Consider the following 26047-nt stretch of genomic DNA (forward strand, 5'->3'; position numbering starts at 1 on the left):
TTGCGGGCGACCTGGTCCGGCGCGACACATTCACGTGACGTCGAGAACACGCTTGCGCAACAACGCCGTTTTCAAGTCTTGACACCCGCTCCGGCAGGAAGGAGTCTTCCGGCATGCCGCGTGGGAGCGGTCCCACGGACAGTCGAGGGCCCTCTCCTCCGTGAACCGAACTACCAACAGTCCTTCCCTCTGCCGCACCTGGCGCATCGTTGACCAGCACCTTTTCACCGCACCCCGAGTGCTGTGGGCTGGCCACCGCTCGAATCGAGAGGGCAGGTCGGGAGCGTCGAACCCCGGCGGTCCGATTCCTGAGATCCCGTTCCCCACTGGAACAAGGAGTAGTGGAATGCGCATCACCCGTACCAGCGGCGGTCGCGGCCGCAGAGCAGCGGCCCTGACCACCACGGTCCTGACGGCCTCGGCGCTGCTGCTGACCGGCTGCAGCGACGACGGCGACTCGGACGCCTCGGACTCCAACGGGAACATCACTCTCAAGGTGGCCGACTTCGGGCAGTTCGGCTACAAGGAAGCCGGCCTGTTCGACAAGTACCACTCGTTGCACCCGAACATCACGGTGAAGGAGGAGACGACCGCCAACGAGCAGGACTACTACCCGAAGCTTCTTCAGCAGCTGAACACGGGCAGCGGTCTGGCGGACGTCACCGGCATCGAGGTCGGCCGCATCAAGGAGGTCGTCGACACCCAGGCGGCCAAGTTCACCGACCTGAGCAAGACGATCAACGTGGCCGACTGGGTCTCCTGGAAGGAGAAGCAGGCCACCGCGAAGGACGGCACGGTCATAGGCGCCGGCACCGACATCGGCCCGATGTCCCTGTGCTATCGCAAGGACCTCTTCGAGCAGGCGGGCCTGCCGACCGACCGCGAAGCCGTCGCGGCCGCGGTCAAGGGAGGCTGGGAGGACTACATCAAGCTCGGCGAGAAGTTCAAGGCGAAGGCGCCCAAGGGCACCTACTTCATGGACTCCGCGAGCGCCATGTACAACGCGGTCGTCGGTTCCTCCCCGCAGCAGTACTACGACGCCGACGGCAAGGCGATCTACAAGGACAGCCCCTCCGTGCAGCAGGGCTGGAACCTGTCCGCCGAGGCCGCGTCGAAGAAGCTGAGCCAGGGTCTGCCGCAGTTCACCGACCCGTGGAAGGCGGCGCTGCGCAAGGGCTCCGTCGCCACCGTGGCGTGCCCCGCCTGGATGGCCGGCCAGATCTCCATCAACTCCGGTGACTCCTTCAAGGGCAAGTGGGACATCAGCCGTGCGCCCGGCGCCACGGCGGCCAACTGGGGCGGCTCCTTCCTCGCCGTGCCCAAGACCGGCAAGCACACCAAGGAGGCCGCCGAGCTGGTCAAGTGGCTGACCGCTCCCGAGCAGCAGGCCGCCGTGTTCAAGGCGATCGGCGTCTTCCCGTCCAACAAGGGCGCCTACGAGCTCGCCGACGTCAAGAACGCGAAGCTCCCGTACTTCAGTGACGCCCCGATCGGCCAGATCTACGCCGACGAGGCCAACGCCATCCCCGAGACCGTGCTCGGCCCGAAGGACGCCACGATCAAGGACACCATCTCCACGCAGATCAACAACATGGAGCAGCGCGGCACCAAGCCCGACGCCGCGTGGAAGGCCGCGACCGAGACCATCGACAAGGTGATCGGCTGACACCCGCAGGTGCGGGCGGCCCCCGGGGCTGCCCGCACCGCGTTGTGGCGCGCGGGGCCGTGCGGCGGCTCCCGCGCCGCGGGCGCGGGGGCCGTCCACACCGGGCCGGCCGTCCGGCGCCGGTCCGCTTTGCGGCGTCCGGGCGTCCGGCAGACACCCGCCGGACGCCGCGCCACCGTGTCGCCCGGGGCCGGTGACCGGAGTCCGACGACGTGGCACGAGCCGCGGACGGGCTCCGCGCGAGCAGGAGGTGGTCCCCGTCACCGCCGGGACGCGGGCTGCCCGGCTCCGTACCGATTCGCGCGGGCGGCGAGACCGGCGCCCGGCCCGTGAACCCGCCTCCCGCCCCTACCCGGCCCAGATATCCAGGGAAGGACTCCCTCCGTGGCAACCACAACCCCCACACGGGGTGCCCACACCCCGCCACCCGGCGGCTCCGGCGTCACGTCGAACGAACCCAGCGCGTGGCGTACACGGCTGTGGCGCTTCGACGACAAGGCGTCGCCGTACGCGTACATCGCTCCCTTCTTCCTCATCTTCGGCGCCTTCGGGCTCTACCCGCTCCTGTACACGGGCTGGATAGCCATGCACCGGGTGGAGATGACGGGCCTCGACCAGTCCGAGTGGGTCGGCTGGGACAACTTCGCCAAGATCCTCCAGGACTCCGAGTTCTGGACGGCCGTCACCAACACATTCGTGATCGGTGTCATCTCCACCGTCCCGCAGCTGCTCGTGGCGCTGGGCCTCGCCCACCTGCTCAACTACAAGCTGCGCGCCAGCACCTTCTGGCGGACGGTGATCCTCACCCCGTACGCGACCTCGGTGGCGACCGCGGCCCTGGTCTTCGCCCTGGTCTTCCGGGCCGACGGCGGCCTGCTCAACTGGGTGCTCCACTTCGTCGGCATCGGCAACACCGACTGGGGCAACGGCGAGTGGACCTCCAAGATCGCCATCTCCGTCATCGTGATCTGGCGCTGGACCGGCTACAACGCGCTGATCTACCTGGCGGCCATGCAGGCCGTGCCCACCGACCTGTACGAAGCGGCGTCGATCGACGGTGCGACGCGCTGGCAGCAGTTCCGCAAGGTGACCATTCCCTCGCTGCGGCCGACGATCCTCTTCACCATCGTCATCTCGACGATCGGTTCCATGCAGCTGTTCGGTGAACCGCTGCTGCTCCAGGGCGGCACGATCGGCGCCGTCGGCGGCAGCGAGCACCAGTACGAGACCCTCAGCATCTATCTCTTCAACTACGGCTGGAAGCTCGGGCACCTGGGCCCGGCGGCGGCCGTCGCCTGGGCCATGCTCGTCCTGCTGCTGCTCATCGCCTTGATCAACTGGATCGTCGGCCGGTTCATGCGCAAGAGCGCGGCCTGACGGGAGCGATATCGATGACCACGACCAGTCCCACCAAGACCGTGCCGGACCTCGTCCCGGCCCCGCTTCCCGCCTCGGCCGACAAGAGGGGCAGCCGTTTCAAGCTCGGCGCCGGCCAGCACCTCAAGGGCGGCCCGTTCACCTACGCCGCCTTGATCGTCGTCGGCCTGGGCTCCGTCTTCCCGCTGTACTGGACGCTGGTGGCAGCCTCCCACGACCAGCAGCGGGTCCTCGACAACCCGCCGCCGTTCCTGCCGGGCGGACGGCTGTGGAGCAACCTCCAAGCGGCCTGGGAGCAGGCCCACTTGGGCAAGGCCATCGTCAACAGCTTCATCGTGGCCGGCTGCATCACCGCGGCCACGCTGTTCTTCTGCACCCTGGCCGGTTACGCCTTCGCCAAGATGCGCTTCCGCGGCCGTGGCGCCCTGATGACCGCGGTCATAGCCACCCTGACGATTCCGCCGCAGCTCAGCGTCGTCCCGCTGTTCATGATGATGGCGGACATCGGATGGGGCGGAAAGCTGGAGTCGGTGATCTTCCCGACCCTGGTCGGCGCCTTCGGCGTCTTCTTCATGCGCCAGTACCTGCTGGAGGCCCTGCCCTACGAGCTGATCGAGGCGGCCAAGGTGGACGGGGCGACCAACATCCGCATCGTCTGGAACGTGGTCCTGCCCGCCGCCCGGCCCGCGATGATGGTCCTCGGCATGCTCACCTTCGTACAGGCGTGGAACGACTTCTTCTGGCCCTTCCTCGCCCTGAACCAGGAGAACCCCACCCTCCAGGTGGCACTCGGCCAGCTCAGCGCCTCCTACACCCCCGACCAGAGCATCGTCATGGCCGGGGCGCTGATCAGCACCCTGCCGCTGCTGTTGGTCTTCGTCGTCTTCGGCAAGCAGATCGTCGGCGGCATCATGGCGGGCGCCGTCAAGGGCTGATCCCGGGCGACCGCCGGGGTGCCGGTACGAGCTCCCGCACCCCTCGGTCGCCGTTCCGTACGGCCCGCCCCGCACGCGGGCCGTGCCCGGCCGGGCGCCCAGAGCCGTGCCCCCGTCCGCTTCCCCCCATTCGCCGGATCACCGTCCGGCCCTTCCTCACGCCACTTGGGAGCGTTCTCTCCATGACTGCCGTACGAACCGAGACCAAGGCCGAGCCGGCCGCAGACACCTCCTTCCCCCCGGGCTTCGTCTGGGGCGCCGCCACCGCCGCGTACCAGGTGGAGGGCGCCGCCGCGGAGGACGGCCGGACCCCCTCCATCTGGGACACCTACAGCCACACCCCGGGCAAGGTGCGCAACGGCGACACCGGTGACATCGCCGCCGACCACTACCACCGCTACCGCGACGACGTGGCGCTCATGAAGGACCTCGGCCTCGGCGCGTACCGCTTCTCGATCTCCTGGTCCCGGGTCCAGCCGACCGGCCGGGGCCCCGCGGTGGAGCGGGGACTCGACTTCTACCGCCGGCTCACCGACGAGCTCCTGGAGGCGGGCATCACCCCTGTCGCCACCCTCTACCACTGGGACCTGCCGCAGGAGCTGGAGGACGCGGGCGGCTGGCCGCAGCGCGACACCGCACGCCGCTTCGCCGACTACGCGGAGATCATGGGCCGGGCCCTCGGGGACCGCGTCGGGCTGTGGACCACCCTCAACGAGCCCTGGTGCTCGGCGTTCCTGGGCTACGGCTCCGGTGTGCACGCCCCCGGCCGCACCGACCCGGTCGCCACCCTGCGCGCCGCCCATCACCTCAACCTGGGCCACGGCCTGGCGGTCGGGGCACTGCGCACGACCCTGCCGGCGTCCGCGCAGACCTCCCTCACTCTCAATCTGCACCAGGTGCGCCCCCTCACCGACAGTCCCGAGGACGCCGAAGCGGCCCGCCGGATCGACGCGGTCGGCAACAGGATCTTCACCGGCCCCGTCCTGGACGGCGCCTACCCCGAGGACCTGATCGCCGACACCGCTCACCTGGTCGACTGGGCGGAGCTGGTGCACGACGGCGACCTGGAGGAGATCTCCCGCCCCATCGACGTGCTGGGCGTCAACTACTACGCCCCGACCGTGGTCTCGGCCGGTGACGGGACCGGCACCAAGAACGACGGCCACGGCGCGAGCGAGCACTCCCCGTGGACCGGCTCCGACCACGTCGACTTCCACCTCGCCAACGACCAGCTCACCGCGATGAACTGGGCCATCGACCCCAACGGTCTGCACACCCTGCTGACCGGCCTGGCCGCGTCGCACCCCCAGCTGCCGCTGATGGTCACCGAGAACGGCGCCGCCTTCGACGACTACGTCTCTCCCGAGGGCCGGGTGAACGACCCGCAGCGGATCGCCTACCTGCACGCGCACCTGGACGCCGTCCGCCGGGCGGTGGCCGACGGAGCCGATGTGCGCGGCTACTTCCTGTGGTCCCTGCTGGACAACTTCGAGTGGTCCTACGGCTACTCGAAGCGCTTCGGCGCCGTCTACGTCGACTACTCCACCCAGCGCCGCATCCCCAAGGCGAGCGCCCACTGGTACGCCGAGGTGATCCGGCGGAACGCGCTGCCGGCCGCCGGGCAGGAGTGAGCCCCCGCCGCCCAGCAGCCCGGGGCCGGACCCCGGCCGTCTCCCGCACGCGGTCCCGCGGCGCTCACGCGTGAGCGTGCGGGAGTGTGCGGGAGAGGGGGAAACGGGGGCCGGGCGGCTGGTGCCCGGCCGGGTACGGACACCGGTCCGGACGGACGCCGCCGGGACACCGGTCGTCCCCGCCGCGTCTCCGGCGGCCCGGTGCGGGAAACCGCCGGTCGGCAAGGGAGAATGGACCGGGGAGGGGCGGGGCCACGACTGTTACATTCCTGGCCTGAATGCTGCGAACGGAAGGCGGCGACCATGACGGTCAGCAGTGGGCGGAGCCGGGGCGGCCGCCGGCCCACCCTGGAGGAGGTCGCCGCTCGTGCCGGAGTCGGTCGCGGCACGGTCTCCCGGGTCATCAACGGCTCGCCCCGCGTCAGCGACGCGACCCGCGCGGCCGTCGAGGCGGCGGTCGCCGAACTCGGCTACGTCCCGAACACGGCCGCCCGTGCCCTGGCCGCCAACCGCACGGACGCCATCGCCCTGGTCGTCCCGGAGCCGGAGACCCGCTTCTTCGCGGAGCCGTACTTCTCGGACATGCTGAAGGGCGTCGGGGCCGAGCTGTCGGACACGGAGATGCAGCTCCTGCTGATCTTCGCGGGCAGCGACAAGGAGCGCCGCCGGCTCGCCGAGTACCTGGCCGCGCACCGGGTGGACGGCGTCCTGCTGGTGTCCGTGCACGCCGACGACCCGCTGCCGGATCTGCTCGCCCAGTTGGAGATCCCCGCCGTGATCAGCGGCCCGAGGTCGGCACGCGAGTCGCTGGCGTCGGTGGACTCCGACAACTACGGCGGCGGCCGCTCCGCCGTCGAACACCTGCTGGCCCGTGGCTGCCGCGAGATCGCCCACATCACCGGCCGCCTCGACGTGTACGGCGCCCAGCGCCGCGTCGACGGCTACCGCGAGGCGCTGCGCGACGCGGGTCACGCGGCGGACGAACAGCTCATCGAGCCGGGGGACTTCACCGAGGAGGGCGGGCGCCGCGCCATGACCGCGCTGCTCGGCCGCCGCCCCGGCCTGGACGCGGTGTTCGCCGGTTCGGACGTGATGGCGGCCGGCGCCCGGCAGGTCCTGCGCGAGCAGGGCCGCCGTATCCCCGACGACGTGGCCCTGGTCGGGTACGACGACTCGGCCATAGCCCGGCACATGGACCCGCCGCTCACCAGCGTCCGCCAGCCCATCGAGGAGATGGGCCGCAGGATGATCGACCTGCTGCTGTCGGAGATCGCGGACAGCCGTCCGACGGTGTCCCGGGGCTTGGAGCGGCGGCAGGTGGTGCTGGCGACGAAGCTGGTGGAGCGCGCTTCGTCGTGAGGGGAGGAACGGGGGGCCCGTGCACGGCGGGCCGCTCCTGCAACGCGATCAGCCGGTGATCTCCTTCGCAGGAGATCACCGGCTGATTACTCAGGGTGAGTGACGGGACTCGAACCCGCGGCATCCTGGACCACAACCAGGTGCTCTACCAGCTGAGCTACACCCACCACGCCCGGCAGTTGGACTTTGTGGTCTCCCTACCGGCCGAGAAAAAGTGTACAGGGTCGGGAGGGGTGCTCGCGCACGGCTTTTCCGGGGCGCCGTCAGGCTCCGGGCAGCACGTGCTTCGCGGCGATGGTGCGGGCGGTGTCGGAGTCCGGTCCGGGCTGCGGCACGAAGACGGCCTCGCGGTAGTAGCGCAGTTCGGCGATGGACTCGCGGATGTCCGCGAGGGCGCGGTGGTTGCCGTTCTTCGGGGGGCTGTTGAAGTACGCCCGCGGGTACCAGCGCCGGGCGAGCTCCTTGACCGACGACACATCGACGATCCGGTAGTGCAGATAGCCCTCGAGGGCGGTCATGTCCCGGGCGAGGAAGCCGCGGTCCGTGCCGACGGAGTTTCCGCACAGGGGAGCCTTGCCCGGCTCCTTCACGTGCTCCCGTACATACGCCAGTACCTGGGCCTCGGCCTCCGCGAGGGTCGTCCCGCCGTCCAGCTCGTCGAGGAGCCCGGACGTGGTGTGCATCTGCCGCACCACCTCCGGCATCGTCTCCAGTGCCTCGGCCGGCGGGCGGATGACGATGTCCACGCCGTCCCCGAGCACGTTCAGCTCGGAGTCGGTGACGAGGGCGGCTACCTCGATGAGAGCGTCGTCGGACAGCGAGAGGCCGGTCATCTCGCAGTCGATCCACACCATGCGATCGTTCATGCGACCACCCTAAAGCTGACGTCGGGTTTTGAGGTGCCCCGAGGGGGACGCTCTCGTGCGAGGGCGCCGGCCGGACCGATCGGCCCGGCCGGCGCCCGAGACGTTCCTCACCCGCTCAGGTACCGCTGCGCTGCCCCGGCAGGCTCGCCCGCGAGGTCGCGTACGCGTCGCGCGCGTGCTCGGACGGCAGGGACGCCGAGGAGCCCATCCCGGCCGTCCGCCGCAGCTGCGGCGGCACCGGACCCGGGGCGTCCGGGTGCAGCGCCGGAGGCGGCGGCGGTGCCGACGGTTCGCTGTCCGTGGACCGTTCGCTCTGCGGCCTGCGTGCCCGGTACGCCGCCCGGTACGCCGCCGGGGACGAGCCGAGCTGCCGGCGGAAGTGGCCGCGCAGGGCCACCGGCGAACGGAACCCGCAGCGCCCCGCCACCTCGTCCACCGAGTAGTCGGACGTCTCCAGCAGACGCTGCGCCTGGAGCACCCGCTGGGTGATCAGCCACTGGAGCGGCGCACTGCCGGTCAGGGACCGGAAGCGGCGGTCGAAGGTGCGGCGGCTCATATAGGCGCGTGCCGCCAGCGTCTCCACGTCGAACTGCTCGTGGAGATGCTCCAGCGCCCAGGCGACGACCTCGGCGAGCGGGTCGGCGCCGATCTCCTCGGGTAAAGACCGGTCGAGGTAGCGCTCCTGGCCGCCGGACCGGCGCGGTGGCACGACCAGCCGCCGGGCCAGCGCGCCCGCGGCCTCGTTACCGTGATCTGTCCGCACGATGTGCAGACAGAGGTCGATTCCGGCCGCCGTGCCCGCCGATGTCAGCACATCGCCGTCGTCGACGAACAGTTCGCGCGGATCCACGTGCACCGACGGATAGCGCTTGGCCAGTGTCGGCGCGTACATCCAGTGGGTCGTGGCCGGGCGGCCGTCCAGCAGACCCGCGGCGGCCAGCACGAACGCGCCGGTGCACAGGCCCACGATGCGGGCGCCCTCCTCGTGCGCCCGGCGCAGTGCGTCGAGCGCCTCCTCCGGTGGCGGAGAGGTGATCGAACGCCAGGCCGGCACGACGACCGTGCCCGCCCGTGAGATCGCCTCCAGGCCATGTGGTGCGGTGAGTTCCAGGCCCCCTGTGGTCCGCAGCGGGCCTTCTTCGCCACCGCACACCAGCAAGCGGTAGCGCGGTACGCCGGCGTCCTGGCGGTCAATCCCGAACACCGACAGCGGAATGGAACTCTCGAATATGGGGCCGCCGCTGAACAGCAGCACCGCGACGATCTCCTTGCGGCGTCGCCCGGAAAGTTTCCGGGCCGCGGCTTCCGGCGCGGCAGTGGAGTCGTGGCTCATCCTGCTAAGCCCCCCTCGGTGGTCGCGGCTCCTCGGTTGTGTCGCTCCTGCACGTTTCCCCTCGGTCCTGCACGAGTCCCCCGCCGTAGACAGTCAAGATCGAATCTAACGTGTCGCACAATGCCGGCGTGGCCAGTTCACCACCCGGCAGATTGTCGACATGGCAACTTGGCGTGAAGCATTCGATCACGAAGCGTTGCACTCGTGGGCCGTGCAGGGAAGTGCGCCTCGGTGCGGTGGCCAATCCCCGTAGGGTGCGCAAGCCCCCTGAGGCCCTTTCCGTGCAGGTGGAACGGGGGGTGGGGGGTGGTGGGGGCAAGGGATGCGCCATCACCGGAAGTTGGCTGAAAAGAAGCGGTTCCGTGTGTGAAAACCGGTCAACCGACCGGTGAGTTTCCCCCGGAGTGACGACCGCCACGGTGGGACCCCGTTCCGGTGCGCTGACGGCGCCCCCGGTGGTGCTCCCGTGGCACGGCCTCCTCGTCGAGCAACCGGACCGCGCACCGCTCGGACCGGCGCAGCAGCACCCGGCAGACGGCCGTGACAGCGGCGAGCCCGAGGGCGGTTCCGGCGGTGCCGGCCAGCGAGGTGCCGTACCAGAGGAGGACCACCGGGACCAGGAAGCAGCTGAAGGCCGCCCAGCGGATCAGGTCGGTCGTCCGGTCGTCGCCGGGGCGGGTCTCGGACGTGGCGCGGGACGGGTGCACGGGAGCGGGTCTCCTTCCCGGGGTGGCGGTGCGGCGGGTGATCAGGGCGGTGCGGGGCTGCGGGGCGGGAGCGGTGCGGCGGGGGGTGCCGCGGCGGTACAGGAGGTTCAACGCCTGTTCGAGCGGTCGGTCACTGCCAGGACCGTCCCGGTAAGTGAATCCTGTGCAAACCGCCTGTACGGGGCAGCAACCATTGCGTTACGGGCGTCGGCTCGTGCATGCTCCCTGGAACCCCCACCCAGGGCGTGCGAAATCTGGGCCCAGGAGGCGTTCCGCCGTACCCTTGGGGGTATGGGGTTGGGAAGATGATTCCCGGACAGCTCCGCCGCTCACCGCCGTCCACCCTTACAAGGATCGACACGCCGAGACAGTCATGGCCGGTCACGAATTCTTCGAACCCGCGGACCGCAAGCGGCCCGTCGCCGATCCCACGGCGGCCGAGCCCCTGGCGGCCGAAGAGGCACGCCATTCCTGCGATCCCGCCTTCAAGCACGGCGTGGTCGTCGGTTTCGACGGCTCCACCTCCAGTGAACGCGCTCTCGCGTACGCCATAGGGATGGCCCACCGCTCCGGCTCGGGGCTGATCATCGTCCACGTCGCCAACCGGCTGCCCACCACGGTGTGGGCCGGCTGTGAGCCGCCCGTCTTCGTCGACGTGCCGGACCACCGCACCGAGGTGCTCGGTCTGGAGCTCGCGTGCGCGGAGTACCTGGCCGAGGTGCCGTGGATCCTGGTCGAGCGCGGCGGCGACATCTGCCACGAACTCGAAGAGGTGGGGCGGGAGTACGAGGCCGACGCGATCGTCGTCGGCTCGACCCACGGCATCGTCGGCCGGATCTTCGGCTCCGTCGCGGGGCGGCTCGCCAAGCGGGCGAAGCGGCCCGTCATCGTCATTCCGTAACTCCCGGTCCTCCCAGGTGGGATGAGAACCGGGTCCTTGGGACCCCCTGCTCGCGCCAGCATGAATCTACTGACGCGTAGGGGTGTTTGTGCCTTTGTGAAGGGCATATATCGCTCACACAACTGCACAGGCATGAAGGGAGCTTGCCGTGGACAACGACGTCTCTGCGGGAAGCAGCACCACCACGATCGCCGGCCGACTCGCCCTGGGTGTCACCCTGTTGGCGTTCGGGCTCGGGTACACCGACCTCATCGACGGCGTGACGGCTGCGGACGCCGTATCCATCGCCCACTACATCGGCGGCGTGGCGCTGTTCCTCGCCGGCCTGCTCGCCCTGCGGGACCGCGACACGGCCACCGGCACCGCCTGCACCGTCCTCGGCGCCTTCTGGTTCACCTGGGCGGTCTCCGCCGGGGCCCAGGTCTCCGACAACGCCGCAGGGCTGTTCCTGCTCCTGTTCGCCCTCGTGGCGCTCTCCCTGACGCTCGCCGGTGGCGACCAACTCGGCCAGGTGGCCTACGGGTTGTTCTGCGTCGGCCTCGTGCTGATGGCCGTCGCCCGGTTCGCCGACAGTGACGGGCTCACCAAGGCGGGCGGCTGGTTCGCCGTCGCGGCGGGCGCGGTGGCCTGGTACGCGGCGACCGCGGCGCTGGCCCACTGGCCGACGGCGTTCTCCCGACGTGCTGCCCGCCCCGGCGTGACGGCCACGGGCTGATCGGCAGCCGGCGCCGGGGAGTCGGGCGTCCCCGGCAGGAGAACGGCCCCTCACGCGCGGGTGGCGCGCGTGAGGGGCCGTTCCGTGCGAGCGGGGAGGGCTACTCGACCGTCACCGACTTCGCGAGGTTCCTCGGCTTGTCGATGTCGCGGCCGAGCGCCTTCGCCGTGTAGTAGGCGAGGAGCTGGAGCGGGATGCCCATGAGGATCGGGTCGAGCTCGTCCTCGTTCTTGGGGACGAGGACCGTCTGGTCGGCCTTCTCCTGCTCCTGGTGGGCCACCGCGATGATCTTGCCGCTGCGGGCCTTGATCTCCTCCAGGGCGGCGCGGTTCTTCTCCAGCAGGTCGTCGTCCGGGACGATCGCGACCGTCGGGAGCGCGGGCTCGATGAGGGCCAGCGGACCGTGCTTGAGCTCGGAGGCCGGGTAGGCCTCGGCGTGGATGTACGAGACCTCCTTCAGCTTCAGCGAGGCCTCACGGGCGACCGGGTAGCCCCGGACGCGGCCGATGAACAGCATCGAGCGGGCCTCGGCGAGCGTCTCGGCGAGCTTCTCGATCTCCGCCTCCTGCTCCATGATCTCGGCGATCTGGGCGGGCAGCTTGCGCAGACCCTCGATGATCCGCTTGCCGTCGCGCACGGAGAGGTCGCGGGTGCGGCCGAGGTGCAGGGCGAGCAGCGCGAAGGCGACCGTGGTGTTCGTGAAGCACTTCGTCGAGACGACGCAGACCTCGGGGCCCGCGTGCACGTACACGCCGCCGTCCGCCTCGCGGGCGATCGCCGAGCCGACGACGTTGACCACGCCCAGCACCCGGGCACCCTTGCGCTTCAGCTCCTGGACGGCCGCCAGCACGTCGTACGTCTCACCGGACTGCGAGACGGCGATGTACAGGGTGTCGGGGTCCACGACCGCGTTGCGGTAGCGGAACTCGGAGGCGGGCTCGGCGTCCGCGGGGATGCGGGCGAGCTCCTCGATCATCTGGGCGCCGATCATGCCCGCGTGGTACGAGGTGCCGCAGCCGAGGATCTTCACCCGGCGGATCTGGCGGGCCTCACGGGCGTCCAGGTTGAGGCCGCCGAGGTGCACGGTGGAGAAGCGGTCGTCGATGCGGCCGCGCAGCACGCGGTCCACGGCGTCGGCCTGCTCGTGGATCTCCTTGTGCATGTAGGTGTCGTGGCCGCCCATGTCGTAGGAGGCGGCCTCCCACTCGACGGTGGTGGGCTCGGCGGTGGTGCGCGTGCCCTCGGTGGTGTAGGTGCGGAAGTCGTCGGCCTTGAGGGTGGCCATCTCGCCGTCGTCGAGGGTGACGATCTGGCGGGTGTGGGCGACCAGCGCGGCGATGTCCGAGGCGACGAACATCTCCTTCTCACCGATGCCGAGGACGACCGGGGAGCCGTTGCGGGCGACGACGATCCGGTCGTTGAAGTCGGCGTGCATGACGGCGATGCCGTACGTGCCCTCGACCACGCGCAGCGCCTCGCGGACCTTGTCCTCGAGCTTCTCGGCCTGGGCGCGGGCGATGAGGTGGACGAGCACCTCGGTGTCCGTCTCGGACAGGAACTCGACGCCGTCGGCCTCGAGCTTCCTGCGCAGGTCGGAGGCGTTGTCGATGATGCCGTTGTGGACGACGGCGACCTTGAGGTCGGCCGACATGTGCGGGTGGGCGTTCACGTCGGAGGGCGCGCCGTGGGTGGCCCAGCGGGTGTGGGCGATGCCGGTCGTGCCCTTGAAGCGCGCCGGGACCTTGGCCTCCAGGTCGCGGACCCGGCCCTTGGCCTTGACCATCTTCAGGCCGGCCGTCTTCGGGGAGGTCACGACGATGCCCGCCGAGTCGTACCCGCGGTACTCGAGCCGCTGAAGGCCTTCGAGCAGCAGCGGGGCGACGTCACGCCTGCCGATGTATCCGACGATTCCGCACATGTGTAGGTATCCCCAAGCTTTCGATCACCCGTAGACGATGCGCCGCAGCTGCCTGAGCGTGAGCTCGGGCGGCGCCACCGCACGGTATTTCAGGTCCGCCTCGACCCGTTCGAAGATCTCCGCGTTGACCAGGCCCTGGGCCTGGAGCTCGCGGTGGCGGCGACGGACGTAGTCCTCGGTCGTCTCGTCGAAGTAGGCGAGCACGTCCTGGATCACCCGCAGCGCCTCGCCCCGCTGGAGGGGTGAGGAGCGCGTCAGGTGATCAACAAGTTCGTCGTGCACCCGGTAGATCCTGGGGTACGCGAGCCAGTTTCGCAAGAATCGTGCCCGAATTCGGGCAGGCCCCTGTTAAGGAGCCTTGGGGGAACCTTGAATGTGTTATGAGCCGCTGTTCCCCAACCGTCCATTCGGCGGCTTGCGGCCCGTCGCCCGGGGCGACGAGTTTCAGACGTCATGGACACTCCTCGCATGGGCGTACCCGAGCAGCTCGCCGACCGCATGAGCATGGCCGAGCAGCACGAGTACCTGCGCGCCAGGTTCTCCCGGCGCACGATGATCAGAGGCGGCGCCGTCACGCTCGGTGCCGTCACCGGTGGCGCGTTCGTCACCGGGGCCACGGCACAGGCCGCCGTTCGCACGCAGCCCCTCTCGCACACCGAGACCGTCGACGGCGCCTACGTGGCGCCCTTCGGCCGCCACCTCGCCTACGGCAACGACCCGCGTACCGAGATCACCGTCTCCTGGCAGGTCCCGGTCGCGGTGAAGAAGCCCTTCATCCGCATCGGCACCCACGCCTCGCACCTCTCGGTCAGGATCGACGCCGAGATCCGCACCCTCTACACCCCGGCCGGCGTCGGCGCCAGCGGCGACCACACCCAGTACTACGTGCACGCCGCGCTGACCCGCCTCAAGCCCGGCAGGACCTACTTCTACGGCGTCGGCCACGACGGCTTCGACCCGGCCGCGCCGCAGTTCGCGGGCACCATCGGCACCTTCACCACGGCCCCCGCCCACAAGGCGCCGTTCACGTTCACGGCCTTCGGCGACCAGGGCGTCAGCTACCACGCCCTGGCCAACGACAGCCTGATCCTCGGCCAGAACCCGTCCTTCCACCTGCACGCCGGTGACATCGCCTACGGCGACCCGGCCGGTCAGGGCAAGACCTCCGACACGGTGTTCGACTCGCGCACCTGGGACCAGTTCCTCGCCCAGACCGAGTCCGTCGCCAAGTCCGTGCCGTGGATGGTGTCGTTCGGCAACCACGACATGGAGGCCTGGTACTCGCCCAACGGCTACGGCGGCGAGGAAGCCCGCTGGAACCTCCCGGACAACGGCCCGGACAAGAAGAACCTCCCGGGCGTCTACTCCTTCGTCTACGGCAACACGGCGATCATCTCGCTGGACCCCAACGACGTCTCCTTCGAGATCCCGGCCAACCTCGGTATCTCCGGCGGCACCCAGACCAAGTGGTTCGAGAGCCAGCTGAAGAAGTTCCGCGCCGCGAAGGACATCGACTTCGTCGTCGTGTTCTTCCACCACTGCGCGTACTGCACCTCCACCGCGCACGCCTCGGAGGGGGGCGTCCGCCAGGAGTGGGTGCCGTTGTTCGACAAGTACCAGGTGGACCTGGTCATCAACGGCCACAACCACCAGTACGAGCGCACCGACGTCATCAAGGGCAACACCGTCACCAAGAAGCTCCCGATCGGCGGCACGGCGTACCCCGAGACCGAAGGTGTCGTCTACGTCACGGCGGGCGCGGCCGGCCGCAGCCTCTACGCCTTCACGGCCCCGGACTCCTACGAGGGGCACGAGAACGAGGTCGACTCGGTGGCCTCCTTCATCAACCTCAAGGGCGGTAAGCAGAACGAGACCGTCACCTGGTCGCGCGTCCGCTACCTGAACTACTCGTTCCTGCGCGTGGACGTCACCCCCGCGCCGAAGGGTCAGTACACGACTCTGAAGGTCCAGGGCATCGCCGAGACGGGCGACCGCATCGACCACTTCACGGTGGCCCGCAAGGCGAAGTAGCCCCGGCTGTGCGCCCGGAAGGCGGGGCGCACAGCCGACCCCGCACACCGGCCCCCGCACGCCCGCCCCGCGCACCGGCCCCCGCACGCCCGCCCAGGTATGCGACCCGGGCCCGCAGGCGGTCCTCGTCCGCGCTACAGGCGCTTGAGGACCGCCTGTTTGGCCATCGTGAACTCGTCCTCCGTCAGGACGCCGTCGCGGCGCAGCTCACCGAGCTCGCGCAGGCGGCGCAGCAGCGCGTCGTGGTCGGGGCCGGACGCGGGCGCGGGGACCGCCCCGGGCGGCAGGGCGGCCCCGGACGCGATCGGCGCCGCCGCGTCCCCGGGGGCGGCGGACGGATGGGGCAGCCGGGCCTGCACGGCCGCCGCGACGAGCGCCATCAGCGGGTCCCTCTTGAATCCCCACAGCTCCACCGCGTTGGGGTCGTACTTGGCCGGCGCCTTCGTGGGCGCGTGCCGCAGCCGGAAGCGCAGACAGCCGTTCTCGAGGCCGACCGCGGGCTGCCACTCCACGCCCTCGATCTCCGCGACGCCCAGGGTGCGGGCGCCCGCCGAGGCCTTGGACTCCTCCGTCTTCCAGTTCCACTCCAGACGCACCCGCTCCCCGTCGAAGCTCGCGGTGCCGTCCCCGGCGGAGGCGGTCAGGGGCACGGCCGGGCCGGGCAGCAGATAGGCGTCCACCGGGTCGGCCGCGATCCTGTCGAGCAGCAGCGCGCGGCGCACCTCCTCCACGAGGTACTCCGCGACCCCGTACCGGTCGGATTCGACCAGCAGCTGGTAGGGATCGTGCGGCTCGGTCAGCCGTCCGCCGGTCGCCTGGAGCAGCGGGTCGGCGCCGTCCCGCAGCCGCAGTCGCAGCCGTCCGCCCTTCTTGCCCTGCTCGAAGGAGACTCCCGCCAACGCGCTCAGCGGGACGACCAGTTCACCCAGTTCCCTGCGCAGCAGCCCGACGTTCCTGTCCCGGCCCGGGGTCAGCCGCAGGGCCTCGCCGTCGAAGACCCAGGTGCCGTCGCGCTGGATGATTTCCGCCATGGGGGGATTCTTCCAAAGACGGCGGCGGGCGCCCCCGGGGACCGTACCCGGGGGGCGCCCGCCGCCTCGATCAGAACCCCGCGACGGGATTCTTCAGGGTTCCGATCAGCTGGAGGGCGCCCGACGGGTCCGCCAGGTCCACCATCTGCCGGTTGTCACGCAGTTGGAGGCGGTTGAGGCAGGACAGGGCGAACTCGGGGGCGAACAGGTCGTACTGGCGGAACCTGTCGGCGAGTTCGGGGTTCGCCTCCTGGTAGGCGCGGGTGACCTCGGCGACCGTGCGCCAGAAGTCGTCCTCCTCGAGGATCCCCTCGGTGGCGAGGCCGGCCGCGAGGAAGCGGAAGAAGCAGTCGAAGACGTCCGTGAAGATGGACAGCAGCTTCGTGTCCTCGGGCACCTCGACGCGGATGCGCCGGACCTCGGGCGGCAGCACCGCGTCCGGGTCCATGACCGCGATCTCCTCGGCGATGTCCTTGTAGACCGCCCGCTGCACCGCCCCGTCCTTCAGGACCAGAATGGTGTTCTCGCCGTGCGGCATGAACACCAGGTCGTACGCGTAGAAGCTGTGCAGGAGCGGGGTGTAGTACGCCTGGAGGTAGCCGCGCAGCCACTGGACAGGCGTCAGGCCCGACCGCTCGATCAGCGCCCCGGCCACCGACCTGCCCTCGTGGTCCACATGGACCAGCGAGGCCATCGTGGCGAGCGTCTCGCCGTCCCCGAGCGTCGGCAGGGGGCTCTCCCGCCACAGCGCGGCCAGCATCTTGCGGTACGGCGAGTAGCGGTCCGTGGCCGCCTCGTACTCCAGGTGCCGGTAGCCGACGGCCGCCCGCTCCCGGATGATCGACAGGCCCGTGGCCCTCAGTACCGGGTCGTTGTCGATGAGCTGGGCCAGCCAGTCGTTGATGGCCGGGGTCGCCTCCATGTAGGCGGCCGAGAGTCCGCGCATGAAGCCCATGTTGAGGACGGACAGGGCCGTCTTCACGTAGTGCTTCTCCGGGTGCGAGGAGTTGAAGAACGTCCGGATGGATTGCTGCGCCAGGTACTCGTCGTCGCCCTCGCCCAGGCAGACCAGGTTCCCGCGGGCGATCTCGGCGGCGAAGGTGACGGTGAGCTTGTTCCACCACTGCCAGGGGTGGACGGGGATGAGGAGGTACTCCTGCGGGTCGTGGCCCCGCTCGCGCAGGATGCCGTCGAAGCGCTCGACGGTCTTCTCGCCCAGCTCGTCCCGCACGAAGGACGCGTAGTCGATGCCGACGCCCGCCGTGAACGCGGCCCGCGAGCGGTGGGCGGCCAGCCACACCAGCCGGACGGGGCTCGCCGTCTCCGGCGCGTACGACAGGTAATCGTCGATGCCGAAGCCGAGCCGCCCGTTGTTGGCGACGAAGCAGGGGTGGCCCTCGGTCATCCCGGTCTCGATGGCCTGGAACCCGCTGCCGGCCAGCTCCGCCGACGTGATCCGCGGTTTGGTCAGCTTGTAGCAGGTGCCGGAGAGGGTGGAGGAGATCTCCTCCAGGTAGACCGGCAGGATCTCGTCGCTCAGACCCAGCGTCTTCCTCAGTTCGACGAAGAAATCCAGCGCGGCGAGCGGCAGTCCGGCGCCGTCGCGGATGCGGGTGATCGAGCCGGCGTCCACCTGCCAGTGGTCCAGGGCGTGGCGGACGGCGGTGAAGCGGTAGGCGGTGAGCCCGTCGTCACTGCGGACGACGTAGTGGCCGTCCTGCTCCTCGGGGGTGATCAGGCGCTCGTGCGCGAACTCCGCGAGGGCCTTGCGCACGAGCAGGCGGTTGGCCTGCTCCCAGCGCTCGGGGGAGAGATGGGAGACGGCGTCGGCGAGGCTCATGCCGGCACCCCCGTCGCCGTGACGAACTGCTCGCGTGTGCAGAAGCTCAGCAGCGCCCGCTTCTCCGGCTTCTCGATCTCCCGCTCCGGAACGAACCCGACGGCCTCGTTGAGGGCGTGGACCGCCTTGTTGGAGACGTCCGGCTCGACGACGACGCGCCGCACCTGCGGGTCCTCGAAGAGGCGCGCCATCACCGCCGTGATGACGGCCCGCGTGAACCCGTGCACGGGCCGGTCGGTGGGGGCGACGAGGAAGTGCATGCCGACGTCGCCGGGCCGCGGCTCGTACAGGCCGACCAGCTCGCGGTGGGCCGGGTCGTAGTACTCCATCAGGAAGGCGGGCTCGCCGTCGTGCAGGCCGAGGAGGGCATGGCTGTGTTCGTCGGCCGCGATGTCCATGTAGGCGCGCTCGACGTCGACGAGTTTCGCGTGCTGCATCATCCAGAACGCGGCCTTGGGATGCGTGACCCAGCCGTGCAGCAGCTCGGCGTCCTCGACGGGGTCGAGGGGCCGCAGGGTGAGACGGCCGACGGTGGCCGTGGTCGTGCTCATACGGCGAACTCCTGGAACGCGATGGTCTTCTCGACCGGGTAGTACTCGCTGCCGAGCAGCTCACGGATGATGGAGCTGTTGCGGTAGGCGCCCATGCCGAGGTCGGGGGACGTGATGCTGTGGGTGTGCGCGCCGGCGTTCTGGAGGAACACTCCCCGGCCCGTGGTGTCGATGGAGTAGTTGCGGGCGACGTCGAAGTTGCCGTGGGAGTCGTAGCGCAGTCTGTCCCGGACGGGCGCGAGGAACTCAGGCTCGACGTACTTGTAGCCGGTCGCCAGGACCAGGCCGTCGGAGCTCAGCTCGAAGTCCTTCTCCTGCTCCTCCTGGCGGAAGGAGAGGGTGTAGGTGCCGTCGGCGTAAGAGGCCTCGCGCAACGCGGAGTTGGTCAGGAGCCGGGTGGGCACGGGGCCGCCGAGGCTTTTCTGGTAGAGCAGGTCGAAGATCTCGTTGATGAGATCGCCGTCGATGCCCTTGAAGAGGTTCTTCTGCTCGGCCGTGAGGCGGTAGCGGGTGGGCTCGGGGAGCTCGCGGAAGTAGTCGATGTACTCCGGGGACGTCATCTCCAGCGTGAGCTTCGTGTACTCGAGCGGGAAGAAGCGCGGGGAGCGGGTGACCCAGTTCAGCCGGTAGCCGTGCACGTCGATCTCGCCGAGCAGGTCGTGGTAGATCTCGGCGGCCGACTGCCCGGAGCCCACCAGCGTGATCGACTCCTTCTTCTGGAGCTCCGCCTTGTGCCGCAGGTAACCGGAGTTGTGCAGGAAGTCGCCGCCCAGGCCGGCGCAGGCCTGCGGGACGTACGGGGGCGTGCCGGTGCCGAGGACCAGGTGACGGGCGCGGAACCGCTCGCCGGCGGCCGTCCGGACGACGTACACGTCGTCCTCGTACGTCACCTCCGTGACCGTCGTGGAGAAGCGCACACTGCTCAGTCTGTTCGCGGCCCAGCGGCAGTAGTCGTCGTACTCGACCCGCAGCGGGTAGAAGTTCTCGCGGATGTAGAAGGAGTACAGCCGGCCCTTCTCCTTCAGGTAGTTGAGGAAGGAGTACGGCGAGGTCGGGTCGGCCAGGGTGACCAGGTCCGACATGAACGGCGTCTGGAGGTGGGCGCCGTCGAGGAACATGCCGGAGTGCCACTCGAAGTCCGGCTTGGACTCGAGGAAGACGCCGTCGAGTGTGTCGATCGGCTCGGTGAGGCAGGCGAGGCCGAGGTTGAAGGGGCCGAGCCCGATCCCCACGAAGTCGTAGGTGCGGCTGGCTTCAGCAAGCGCGGTCAAGGGACTCTCCCAGGTACTGCTCGGCGTGGCCGGCGATCAGGTCGAGGACGGCGGCGATGTCGTCGGTCGTCGTCTCGGGGTTGAGCAGGGTGAACTTCAGGTAATGGCGGGCGCCGACCTTGGTGCCCGCGACCACCGCGTCACCGGAGGCGAACAGGGCCTTGCGGGCGTGGAGGTTGGCGCGGTCGATCTCGGCCGGGTCGGTGACCGCGGCGGGGATGTAGCGGAAGACGAGGGTGGAGAGCGACGGCTGGACGACCACGTCGAAGCGCGGGTCGGCGGCCAGCAGGCGCCAGCCCTCGGCGGTCAGGTCGCAGACCTCGTCGAAAAGCTGCCCGATACCGTCGGCGCCCATGGTCCGCAGGGTCATCCACAGTTTCAGCGCGTCGAAGCGGCGGGTGGTCTGGAGGGACTTGTCCACCTGGTTGGGGATGCGCTCCTGCACCGTGCGCCGCGGGTTGAGGTACTCGGCGTGGTAGGTGGCGTGGCGCAGGGTGGCCGCGTCACGGACCAGTACGGCCGACGAACTCACCGGCTGGAAGAAGGACTTGTGGTAGTCGACGGTGACGGAGTCGGCGCGCTCGATGCCGTCGATCCGGTCCCGGTACTTCACGGAGGCGAGCAGTCCGCAGCCGTAGGCCGCGTCGACGTGCATCCAGGCGCCGTAGCGGTCGCACAGTCCGGCGATCTCGGGCAGCGGGTCGATGGAGCCGAAGTCGGTGGTCCCGGCGGTGGCGACGACGGCCATGGGGACCAGGCCGGCCTGTTCGCAGCGCTCCAGCTCGCGGGCGAGCGCGAGGGTCTGCATGCGCTTGTCGGCGTCGACGGGAACGGACACCACCGCGTCCTCGCCGAGGCCCAGCAGTTTCGCGGACTTCTTCACGCTGAAGTGGCTGGCCTCGGAGGCGAAGATGCGCAGTCGTGCGAGGGAGGCCGGTCCTTCCCGCCCGTCCCGTCCCGGCTTGGCCTCCTCCCGGGCGAGCAGCAGCGCCTGGAGGTTGGACTGCGTGCCGCCGGAGGTGAACACCCCGTCGGCGGCCGGGCCGAGGCCGATGCGGGCCGTTGTCCAGTCGATCAGTTTGCGCTCGATGAGGGTGCCGCCGGCCGACTGGTCCCAGGTGTCCAGGGAGGAGTTGACGGCGGACAGGACCGCCTCGCCCAGCACGGCGGGGATGACGACCGGGCAGTTGAGGTGGGCGAGGTAGCGGGGGTGATGGAAGTAGATCGCGTCGCGGAGGTAGACCTCCTCCAGCTCGTCCAGGACGGCCGCGGTGTCGTGCAGCGGCCTGTCCAGGTCGATCCCGTCGATGAGGGGAGCGAGGGCGTCGACCGTGACGCCGGTGAACGGACGGTCGGTGGCGGCGATTTTTGCGGCCACCCGCTCTACTCCTTCGGTCACGGAGCGGCGGTACTGCTCCGCGGTCGTGTCATTGAGCAGGTGCGAGCGCATGGTGGGGGTCCTCCGGGGTGGGGACGGGGTCCGCGGGGGGACGGACTCGGGGCGGCGCCTCGGGTTCAACTTAGGTTAGCCTAACCTGAGTTGGCGTGGGAAGTCGTGGGGTCGCCGTGACCGCGATCACGTCGGGTCCCCACCGGCTGCCCGCAGGGACACCTGGTCGATGCTCCGCTGCTCCAGCACTTCGCTACTCCGGCACTTCGCTACTCCGCCAGTTCGCTACTCCGCCAGTTCGCTACTCCGCCTCGCGGAGCTGCTCCTCGCTCATGCCCCGGCGCCAATACCCCACGAAGGTGATCCGGCGCCGGTCGATCCCGCGTTCCCCGACGAAGTGCCGGCGCAGCGCCTTCACGCACCCCGACTCGCCCGCGATCCAGACGTACGGGTGCTCGGCGGCCGGGAGCCGGGCCTCTCGGAGCACGTCCACCGAGCTCTCCCCGACCACCCAGGTGACCTCGGCGTCCGCCGCGGTCACCAACTCCCTCACGGTGCCGACCTCATGGGTCTCCAGCCAGACCCGGACGCGCTGTCCGGCCGGCAGGGACTCCAGGATCGACGCGATGGCCGGAAGGGCGCTCTCGTCGCCCCACAGCACGACCAGATCGGTGCCGGCCGGGGGCCGGAACCGGATCGCCCGGTTGTCGGCCACGGCAGGCCCGAGCAGCACCACCCGGTCCCCGGCGGCGGCGCCCGCCGCCCACGCGGAGGCGGGACCGGCGGGGGTGTGCAGCACGAAGTCGATGTCGATCTCGTCGGGATCGCGGCGCAGGGTGCGCAGCGTGTACGACCGCATCACCGCCCGCACCCCGTCCGGCAGTTCACGCCATCCCTGCCACCAGCTTCCCCCGCTCTCGGCTTCGCTCGAGCGGGGGGACCCCCATCCGAGCTCGAAGGGCACGGCGGGCGCGTCCTGCCCCGGATGCGGCAGGAAGAGGGACAGCGACTGGTCATGTCCGTCGGAGAAGAAGTACCGCAGGTCCTGCCCGGCGAAGGTGACCCGGACGAGCGAAGGCCCGATCCGCAGGGTCCGCACGACCTGGAGAGAGAAGAACCGGAAGGGCGCGGCAACGGCGGTGGTCACGGAGGGTGCTCCTCTGGGTGGCGGAGGGGTGGCTCACCTGCGTGTCAGCTGACCTTCTTCGCCTTCTCGAGCGCCTCGGCGAGGTTCTCGAGCAGCGGCACGCACTTCGCGTAGGACAGGATCGGCTCCGGCGACCGTGCGATGACCTGACCGGCCTTCACCGCGGGCAGCTTCTTCCAGGTCGCCTCGGTGATGTCGGCGGGCTGGATGGTCGAGGACCGGTCGTCCATCATGATGATGTCGGCCGCGTACTTGTCGACGTTCTCCCAGCTGAGCGACTCGTACCAGCCGCCGCCCTGCGCCTTCGCGCTCTCCGGCGGCTCGACGAAGTTCACGCCGAGGGCCTTGAAGTACTCGAGGTCGATGGAGAGGTTGGTGCCGGAGACGTAGAACAGCTCGGCGCTCGCGGACCCGGCCAGCACCTTGATGCCGGGCTTGGCCTTGGCGGCGGCGCGCAGCCGGGCGGCGGCCTCCTCGAACTTCTTCTTGGCGTCGGTGACCGCGGCGGCCTTCATGTCGGCGCCGAGCGACTCGGCCAGTTCCCACATGCGCTGGAGCGGAGCGGTCAACTGGCGGTCGTAGACGGAGATGCCGACGCTCGGGGCGAGCCCCGCGATCTTGTCCTTGGACGCCTCGGGGACGTACCAGAGGGTGCCGGCGTTGTCGAACATGGTGGAGATCAGGACGTCGGGCGCGAGGGCCGCGTACTTCTCGACGTTGAACTCGTCCCAGACGTTGCCGAGGACCGTCACCTTGGTGACGTCCATGTCCCCCGCCTGGACGTCGGCCTTGCCCGCGGCGGTCTTCGTCGGGCCGAAGACGCCCTTGACCTGGACGCCGTAGTCGTAGAGGGCCGCGCCGACGCCGGTGAAGGCGACGATGGCGGTGGGGATCCTGTCGAGCTTCACCGTGGTGCCGCGGTCGTCCTTGAAGGTCCAGGGACCGGACTTGGCCGAGGTGCTCGCCGACGACCCGGAGCTGCCACTGCTCGCGTCGTCGTCGCCGCAGGCGGCGAGCACGGCACCGAGACCGAGGGCGCCACCGGCGGCGAGGATGCCACGGCGGGTGGGACGGGCGGCTCTGGCGTTGGGCATGTCTCTGGCTACTTTCGACGGGGCGGATCACCCGGGGACGGATCGAATGTAGGTTAGCCTAACCTCACCTTGAATCGGGAGGCCCGGCGTGCCCTTGGGCCGCCGGACCCTCGATCCGGGTCGGCTTCCGTCCGTCGTCCGAACGCGCCACCGCGCGCCCCGGGTCCGGCCCTCCGGTCAGCCGGTGAGCCCCAACTCGCGTGCGATCAGCATCCGTTGCACCTCGCTCGTGCCCTCCCCGATCTCCAGGATCTTGGAGTCGCGCCACATCCGGGCCACCGGGTACTCGTTCATGAAGCCGTAGCCGCCGTGCACCTGGGTGGCGTCGCGGGCGTTGTCGACGGCCACCGTCGACGAGTAGAGCTTCGCCAGGGCCGCCTCCTTCTTGAAGGGATCGCCGGCCACCAGCCGCGAGGCCGCGTCCCGCCAGGCGAGGCGGGCCGTGTGGGCCTTCATCTCCATGTCGGCGATCTTGAACTGGATGGCCTGGTTGGCGCCGATCGGACGGCCGAACGCGTGCCGTTCCTTCGCGTACTTCACCGACTCGTCCACACAGCCCTGGGCGAGCCCGGTCGCCAGCGCCGCGATGGCGACGCGCCCCTCGTCCAGGATCCGCAGGAACTGCGCGTATCCGCGGCCCTGTTCGCCGAGCAGGTTCGCCGCCGGGACGCGCACGTCGGAGAACGACAGCTCACGGGTGTCCGAGGCGTTCCAGCCGACCTTCGAGTAGGGGCTCGCGACGGTGAAGCCCGGCGTGCCGGACGGAACGATGATCGCCGAGATCAGCGGCCTGCCGTCGGGCTTACGACCCGTCACCGCCGTGACCGTGACCAACCCCGTGATGTCCGTGCCCGAGTTGGTGATGAAGCACTTGGTGCCGTTGATCACCCACTCGTCCGTCTCCGGGTCGAGCCGGGCCGTCGTACGCGTCGCGCCCGCGTCCGAGCCGCCGTCCGGCTCGGTCAGCCCGAAGGCGCCCAGGATCTCGCCGGTGCACAGGCGCGGCAGCCACTCGCGCTTCTGCTCCGGCGTCCCGAACAGGTGGATCGGCATGGCGCCCAGTGAGACGCCCGCCTCCAGGGTGATCGCCACGGACGAGTCGACGCGCGCGAGTTCCTCCAGCACGATGCCGAGGGCGAGGTAGTCGCCGCCCATGCCTCCGTGCTCCTCCGGGAACGGCAGCCCGAACAGGCCCATGCGGCCCATCTCGCGGACGATCTCGTACGGGAACTCGTGCCGCTCGTAGAAGTCGCCGATCTTGGGCGCGACCACGTCGTGCGCGAACTCCTCGACCGTGCGGCGGAGTTCTTCCAGTTCGGGAGAGAGACGGTGGTCCATGTCGGGTCACTGCTCCTTGTGGGGCTGTGTCGTGTTGCCGAGTGCTCGGACGGTGCGGGACGGGCTGGGTCGGCCCAGGTGGCCGGCCATCCACTCGCTTGTGGCGACGAGACGGCCGAGGTCGATGCCGGTGTCGATGCCGAGGCCCCGCAGCATCCACACGAGGTCCTCGGTGGCGAGGTTGCCGGTGGCGGACTTGGCGTACGGGCAGCCGCCGAGACCGCCCGCCGAGGAGTCGACGGTGGCGACGCCGTGCTGGAGCGCGGCGAGGGTGTTGGCGAGCGCCTGACCGTAGGTGTCGTGGAAGTGCACCCCCAACGCGTCCGTGGCGACGCCCTGTTCGTTCAGCGCGGTCAGCAGGGCCCGGACGTGACCCGGGGTGGCCACGCCGATCGTGTCGCCCAGGCTCAGTTCGTCGCAGCCCAGGTCGAGCAGAGCCCGGCAGACCCGGACGACCTGGTCGACCGGGACCGCGCCCTCCCACGGGTCGCCGAAGCACATCGAGAGGTAGCCGCGCACCTGCACGTCCTGCGCCCTGGCCCGGGCCACCACCGGCTCGAACATGGCCAGCACCTCGTCCACCGTGCGGTTGAGGTTGGCCTTCGCGAAGGACTCGGTGGCGCTGGCGAACACGGCGACCCGGCGGGCGCCCAGGGCGAGGGCGCGGTCCAGCCCGCGTTCGTTCGGCACGAGGACCGGAAGCGCCACGTCCAGATCGCTCACCAGCGGGAACAGCTGCTCCGCGTCGGCGAGTTGGGGCACCCACTTCGGATGGACGAAGCTGGTGGCCTCGATGGTGGTCAGCCCCGCCTCGGCGAGGCGGTGGACGAACTCCGCCTTGACGGCCGTCGGCACGGCCGACTTCTCGTTCTGTAGGCCGTCGCGCGGGCCGACCTCGTGGATGCGCACCCGCGCGGGCAGGCCCGCGGCCGGCACGGCCATGGGA

Annotated in this window: 22 protein-coding genes and 1 tRNA gene; 8 read left to right on the top strand and 15 right to left on the bottom strand. The window is 70.1% G+C overall.

From position 1 onward, the window contains the following. Positions 1 to 346: 346 nt before the first annotated feature. The 5 genes from OHS71_RS25730 (at position 347) to OHS71_RS25750 (ending at position 6968) form a co-directional block, all read left to right on the top strand. Complete coding sequence (locus tag OHS71_RS25730) at positions 347 to 1666, top strand: ABC transporter substrate-binding protein (protein ID WP_328481692.1); 1320 nt, start codon at positions 347 to 349, stop codon at positions 1664 to 1666. Between the two features lie 384 nt (positions 1667 to 2050). Beyond that, positions 2051 to 3043, top strand: a complete 993-nt coding sequence (locus OHS71_RS25735; protein WP_328481693.1) for a carbohydrate ABC transporter permease — start codon at positions 2051 to 2053, stop codon at positions 3041 to 3043. Positions 3044 to 3057: 14 nt separating this feature from the next. Beyond that, entirely contained in the window at positions 3058 to 3978 is a 921-nt protein-coding gene (locus OHS71_RS25740; RefSeq protein ID WP_328481694.1) for a carbohydrate ABC transporter permease, read from the top strand. A gap of 182 nt (positions 3979 to 4160) precedes the next feature. Continuing rightward, positions 4161 to 5609 (top strand): GH1 family beta-glucosidase, encoded by a 1449-nt coding sequence (locus tag OHS71_RS25745; protein ID WP_328481695.1) that lies wholly within the window; start codon positions 4161 to 4163, stop codon positions 5607 to 5609. Between the two features lie 303 nt (positions 5610 to 5912). Next, complete coding sequence (locus OHS71_RS25750; RefSeq protein ID WP_328481696.1) at positions 5913 to 6968, top strand: LacI family DNA-binding transcriptional regulator; 1056 nt, start codon at positions 5913 to 5915, stop codon at positions 6966 to 6968. Positions 6969 to 7062: 94 nt separating this feature from the next. Here the strand turns inward: OHS71_RS25750 and OHS71_RS25755 are convergent. The 4 genes from OHS71_RS25755 to OHS71_RS25770 all read right to left on the bottom strand — a co-directional run bounded on the left by OHS71_RS25755 (position 7063) and on the right by OHS71_RS25770 (position 9874). Further along, positions 7063 to 7135: transfer RNA gene (locus OHS71_RS25755), tRNA-His, on the bottom strand. Positions 7136 to 7231: 96 nt separating this feature from the next. Beyond that, on the bottom strand, positions 7232 to 7834 hold the full coding sequence (orn, locus tag OHS71_RS25760; protein ID WP_328481697.1) for an oligoribonuclease: 603 nt from the start codon (positions 7832 to 7834) through the stop codon (positions 7232 to 7234). 115 nt (positions 7835 to 7949) lie between these two features. Beyond that, positions 7950 to 9167, bottom strand: a complete 1218-nt coding sequence (locus OHS71_RS25765) for a helix-turn-helix domain-containing protein (protein ID WP_328481698.1) — start codon at positions 9165 to 9167, stop codon at positions 7950 to 7952. 377 nt (positions 9168 to 9544) lie between these two features. Next, entirely contained in the window at positions 9545 to 9874 is a 330-nt protein-coding gene (locus OHS71_RS25770) for a hypothetical protein (RefSeq protein ID WP_328484648.1), read from the bottom strand. A gap of 373 nt (positions 9875 to 10247) precedes the next feature. On the opposite strand from OHS71_RS25770, the gene OHS71_RS25775 reads away from it, so the two are divergent. Together OHS71_RS25775 and OHS71_RS25780 are read left to right on the top strand one after the other, a co-directional pair. Next, on the top strand, positions 10248 to 10775 hold the full coding sequence (locus OHS71_RS25775; RefSeq protein ID WP_189918147.1) for a universal stress protein: 528 nt from the start codon (positions 10248 to 10250) through the stop codon (positions 10773 to 10775). Between the two features lie 148 nt (positions 10776 to 10923). Next, positions 10924 to 11490, top strand: a complete 567-nt coding sequence (locus OHS71_RS25780; RefSeq protein ID WP_328481699.1) for a GPR1/FUN34/YaaH family transporter — start codon at positions 10924 to 10926, stop codon at positions 11488 to 11490. Positions 11491 to 11590: 100 nt separating this feature from the next. Here OHS71_RS25780 and glmS read toward each other — a convergent pair whose 3' ends face one another. Both glmS and OHS71_RS25790 read right to left on the bottom strand, forming a co-directional pair. Continuing rightward, complete coding sequence (glmS, locus tag OHS71_RS25785; RefSeq protein ID WP_328481700.1) at positions 11591 to 13408, bottom strand: glutamine--fructose-6-phosphate transaminase (isomerizing); 1818 nt, start codon at positions 13406 to 13408, stop codon at positions 11591 to 11593. Positions 13409 to 13432: 24 nt separating this feature from the next. After that, the gene (locus OHS71_RS25790; protein ID WP_328481701.1) at positions 13433 to 13690 is read right to left on the bottom strand and encodes a hypothetical protein; all 258 of its coding nucleotides are present in this window, start codon (positions 13688 to 13690) and stop codon (positions 13433 to 13435) included. Positions 13691 to 13876: 186 nt separating this feature from the next. On the opposite strand from OHS71_RS25790, the gene OHS71_RS25795 reads away from it, so the two are divergent. Further along, positions 13877 to 15439, top strand: a complete 1563-nt coding sequence (locus tag OHS71_RS25795; RefSeq protein ID WP_328481702.1) for a purple acid phosphatase family protein — start codon at positions 13877 to 13879, stop codon at positions 15437 to 15439. Positions 15440 to 15573: 134 nt separating this feature from the next. On the opposite strand, the gene OHS71_RS25800 is transcribed toward OHS71_RS25795, so the two are convergent. From OHS71_RS25800 to OHS71_RS25840, 9 genes are all read right to left on the bottom strand, one after another. Continuing rightward, on the bottom strand, positions 15574 to 16470 hold the full coding sequence (locus OHS71_RS25800; RefSeq protein WP_328481703.1) for a DUF4429 domain-containing protein: 897 nt from the start codon (positions 16468 to 16470) through the stop codon (positions 15574 to 15576). Positions 16471 to 16540: 70 nt separating this feature from the next. Next, a complete protein-coding gene (locus OHS71_RS25805) occupies positions 16541 to 18310 on the bottom strand; it encodes an IucA/IucC family protein (protein WP_328481704.1) in 1770 nt (589 codons plus the stop codon). Then, positions 18307 to 18861, bottom strand: coding sequence for a GNAT family N-acetyltransferase (locus OHS71_RS25810; protein ID WP_328481705.1), 555 nt, complete (start codon positions 18859 to 18861; stop codon positions 18307 to 18309). Before OHS71_RS25810 ends, OHS71_RS25805 begins: the two co-directional genes overlap by 4 nt. After that, positions 18858 to 20132, bottom strand: a complete 1275-nt coding sequence (locus tag OHS71_RS25815; RefSeq protein ID WP_328481706.1) for a lysine N(6)-hydroxylase/L-ornithine N(5)-oxygenase family protein — start codon at positions 20130 to 20132, stop codon at positions 18858 to 18860. The genes OHS71_RS25810 and OHS71_RS25815 overlap by 4 nt, the downstream gene beginning before the upstream one ends. After that, positions 20116 to 21582: a lysine decarboxylase DesA gene (desA, locus tag OHS71_RS25820; RefSeq protein WP_328481707.1), complete on the bottom strand. Its 1467-nt coding sequence runs from the start codon at positions 21580 to 21582 to the stop codon at positions 20116 to 20118. Before desA ends, OHS71_RS25815 begins: the two co-directional genes overlap by 17 nt. A 241-nt stretch (positions 21583 to 21823) precedes the next feature. Continuing rightward, positions 21824 to 22669, bottom strand: coding sequence for a siderophore-interacting protein (locus tag OHS71_RS25825; RefSeq protein ID WP_328481708.1), 846 nt, complete (start codon positions 22667 to 22669; stop codon positions 21824 to 21826). A gap of 44 nt (positions 22670 to 22713) precedes the next feature. Continuing rightward, the gene (locus tag OHS71_RS25830) at positions 22714 to 23763 is read right to left on the bottom strand and encodes an ABC transporter substrate-binding protein (protein WP_328481709.1); all 1050 of its coding nucleotides are present in this window, start codon (positions 23761 to 23763) and stop codon (positions 22714 to 22716) included. Between the two features lie 177 nt (positions 23764 to 23940). Continuing rightward, positions 23941 to 25101, bottom strand: coding sequence for an acyl-CoA dehydrogenase family protein (locus OHS71_RS25835; RefSeq protein ID WP_328481710.1), 1161 nt, complete (start codon positions 25099 to 25101; stop codon positions 23941 to 23943). Positions 25102 to 25107: 6 nt separating this feature from the next. Further along, positions 25108 to 26043, bottom strand: a complete 936-nt coding sequence (locus tag OHS71_RS25840) for a hydroxymethylglutaryl-CoA lyase (protein ID WP_328484649.1) — start codon at positions 26041 to 26043, stop codon at positions 25108 to 25110. Positions 26044 to 26047 lie beyond the last annotated feature (4 nt).

The sequence above is a fragment of the Streptomyces sp. NBC_00377 genome (assembly GCF_036075115.1).
Taxonomy (GTDB): Bacteria; Actinomycetota; Actinomycetes; order Streptomycetales; family Streptomycetaceae; genus Streptomyces.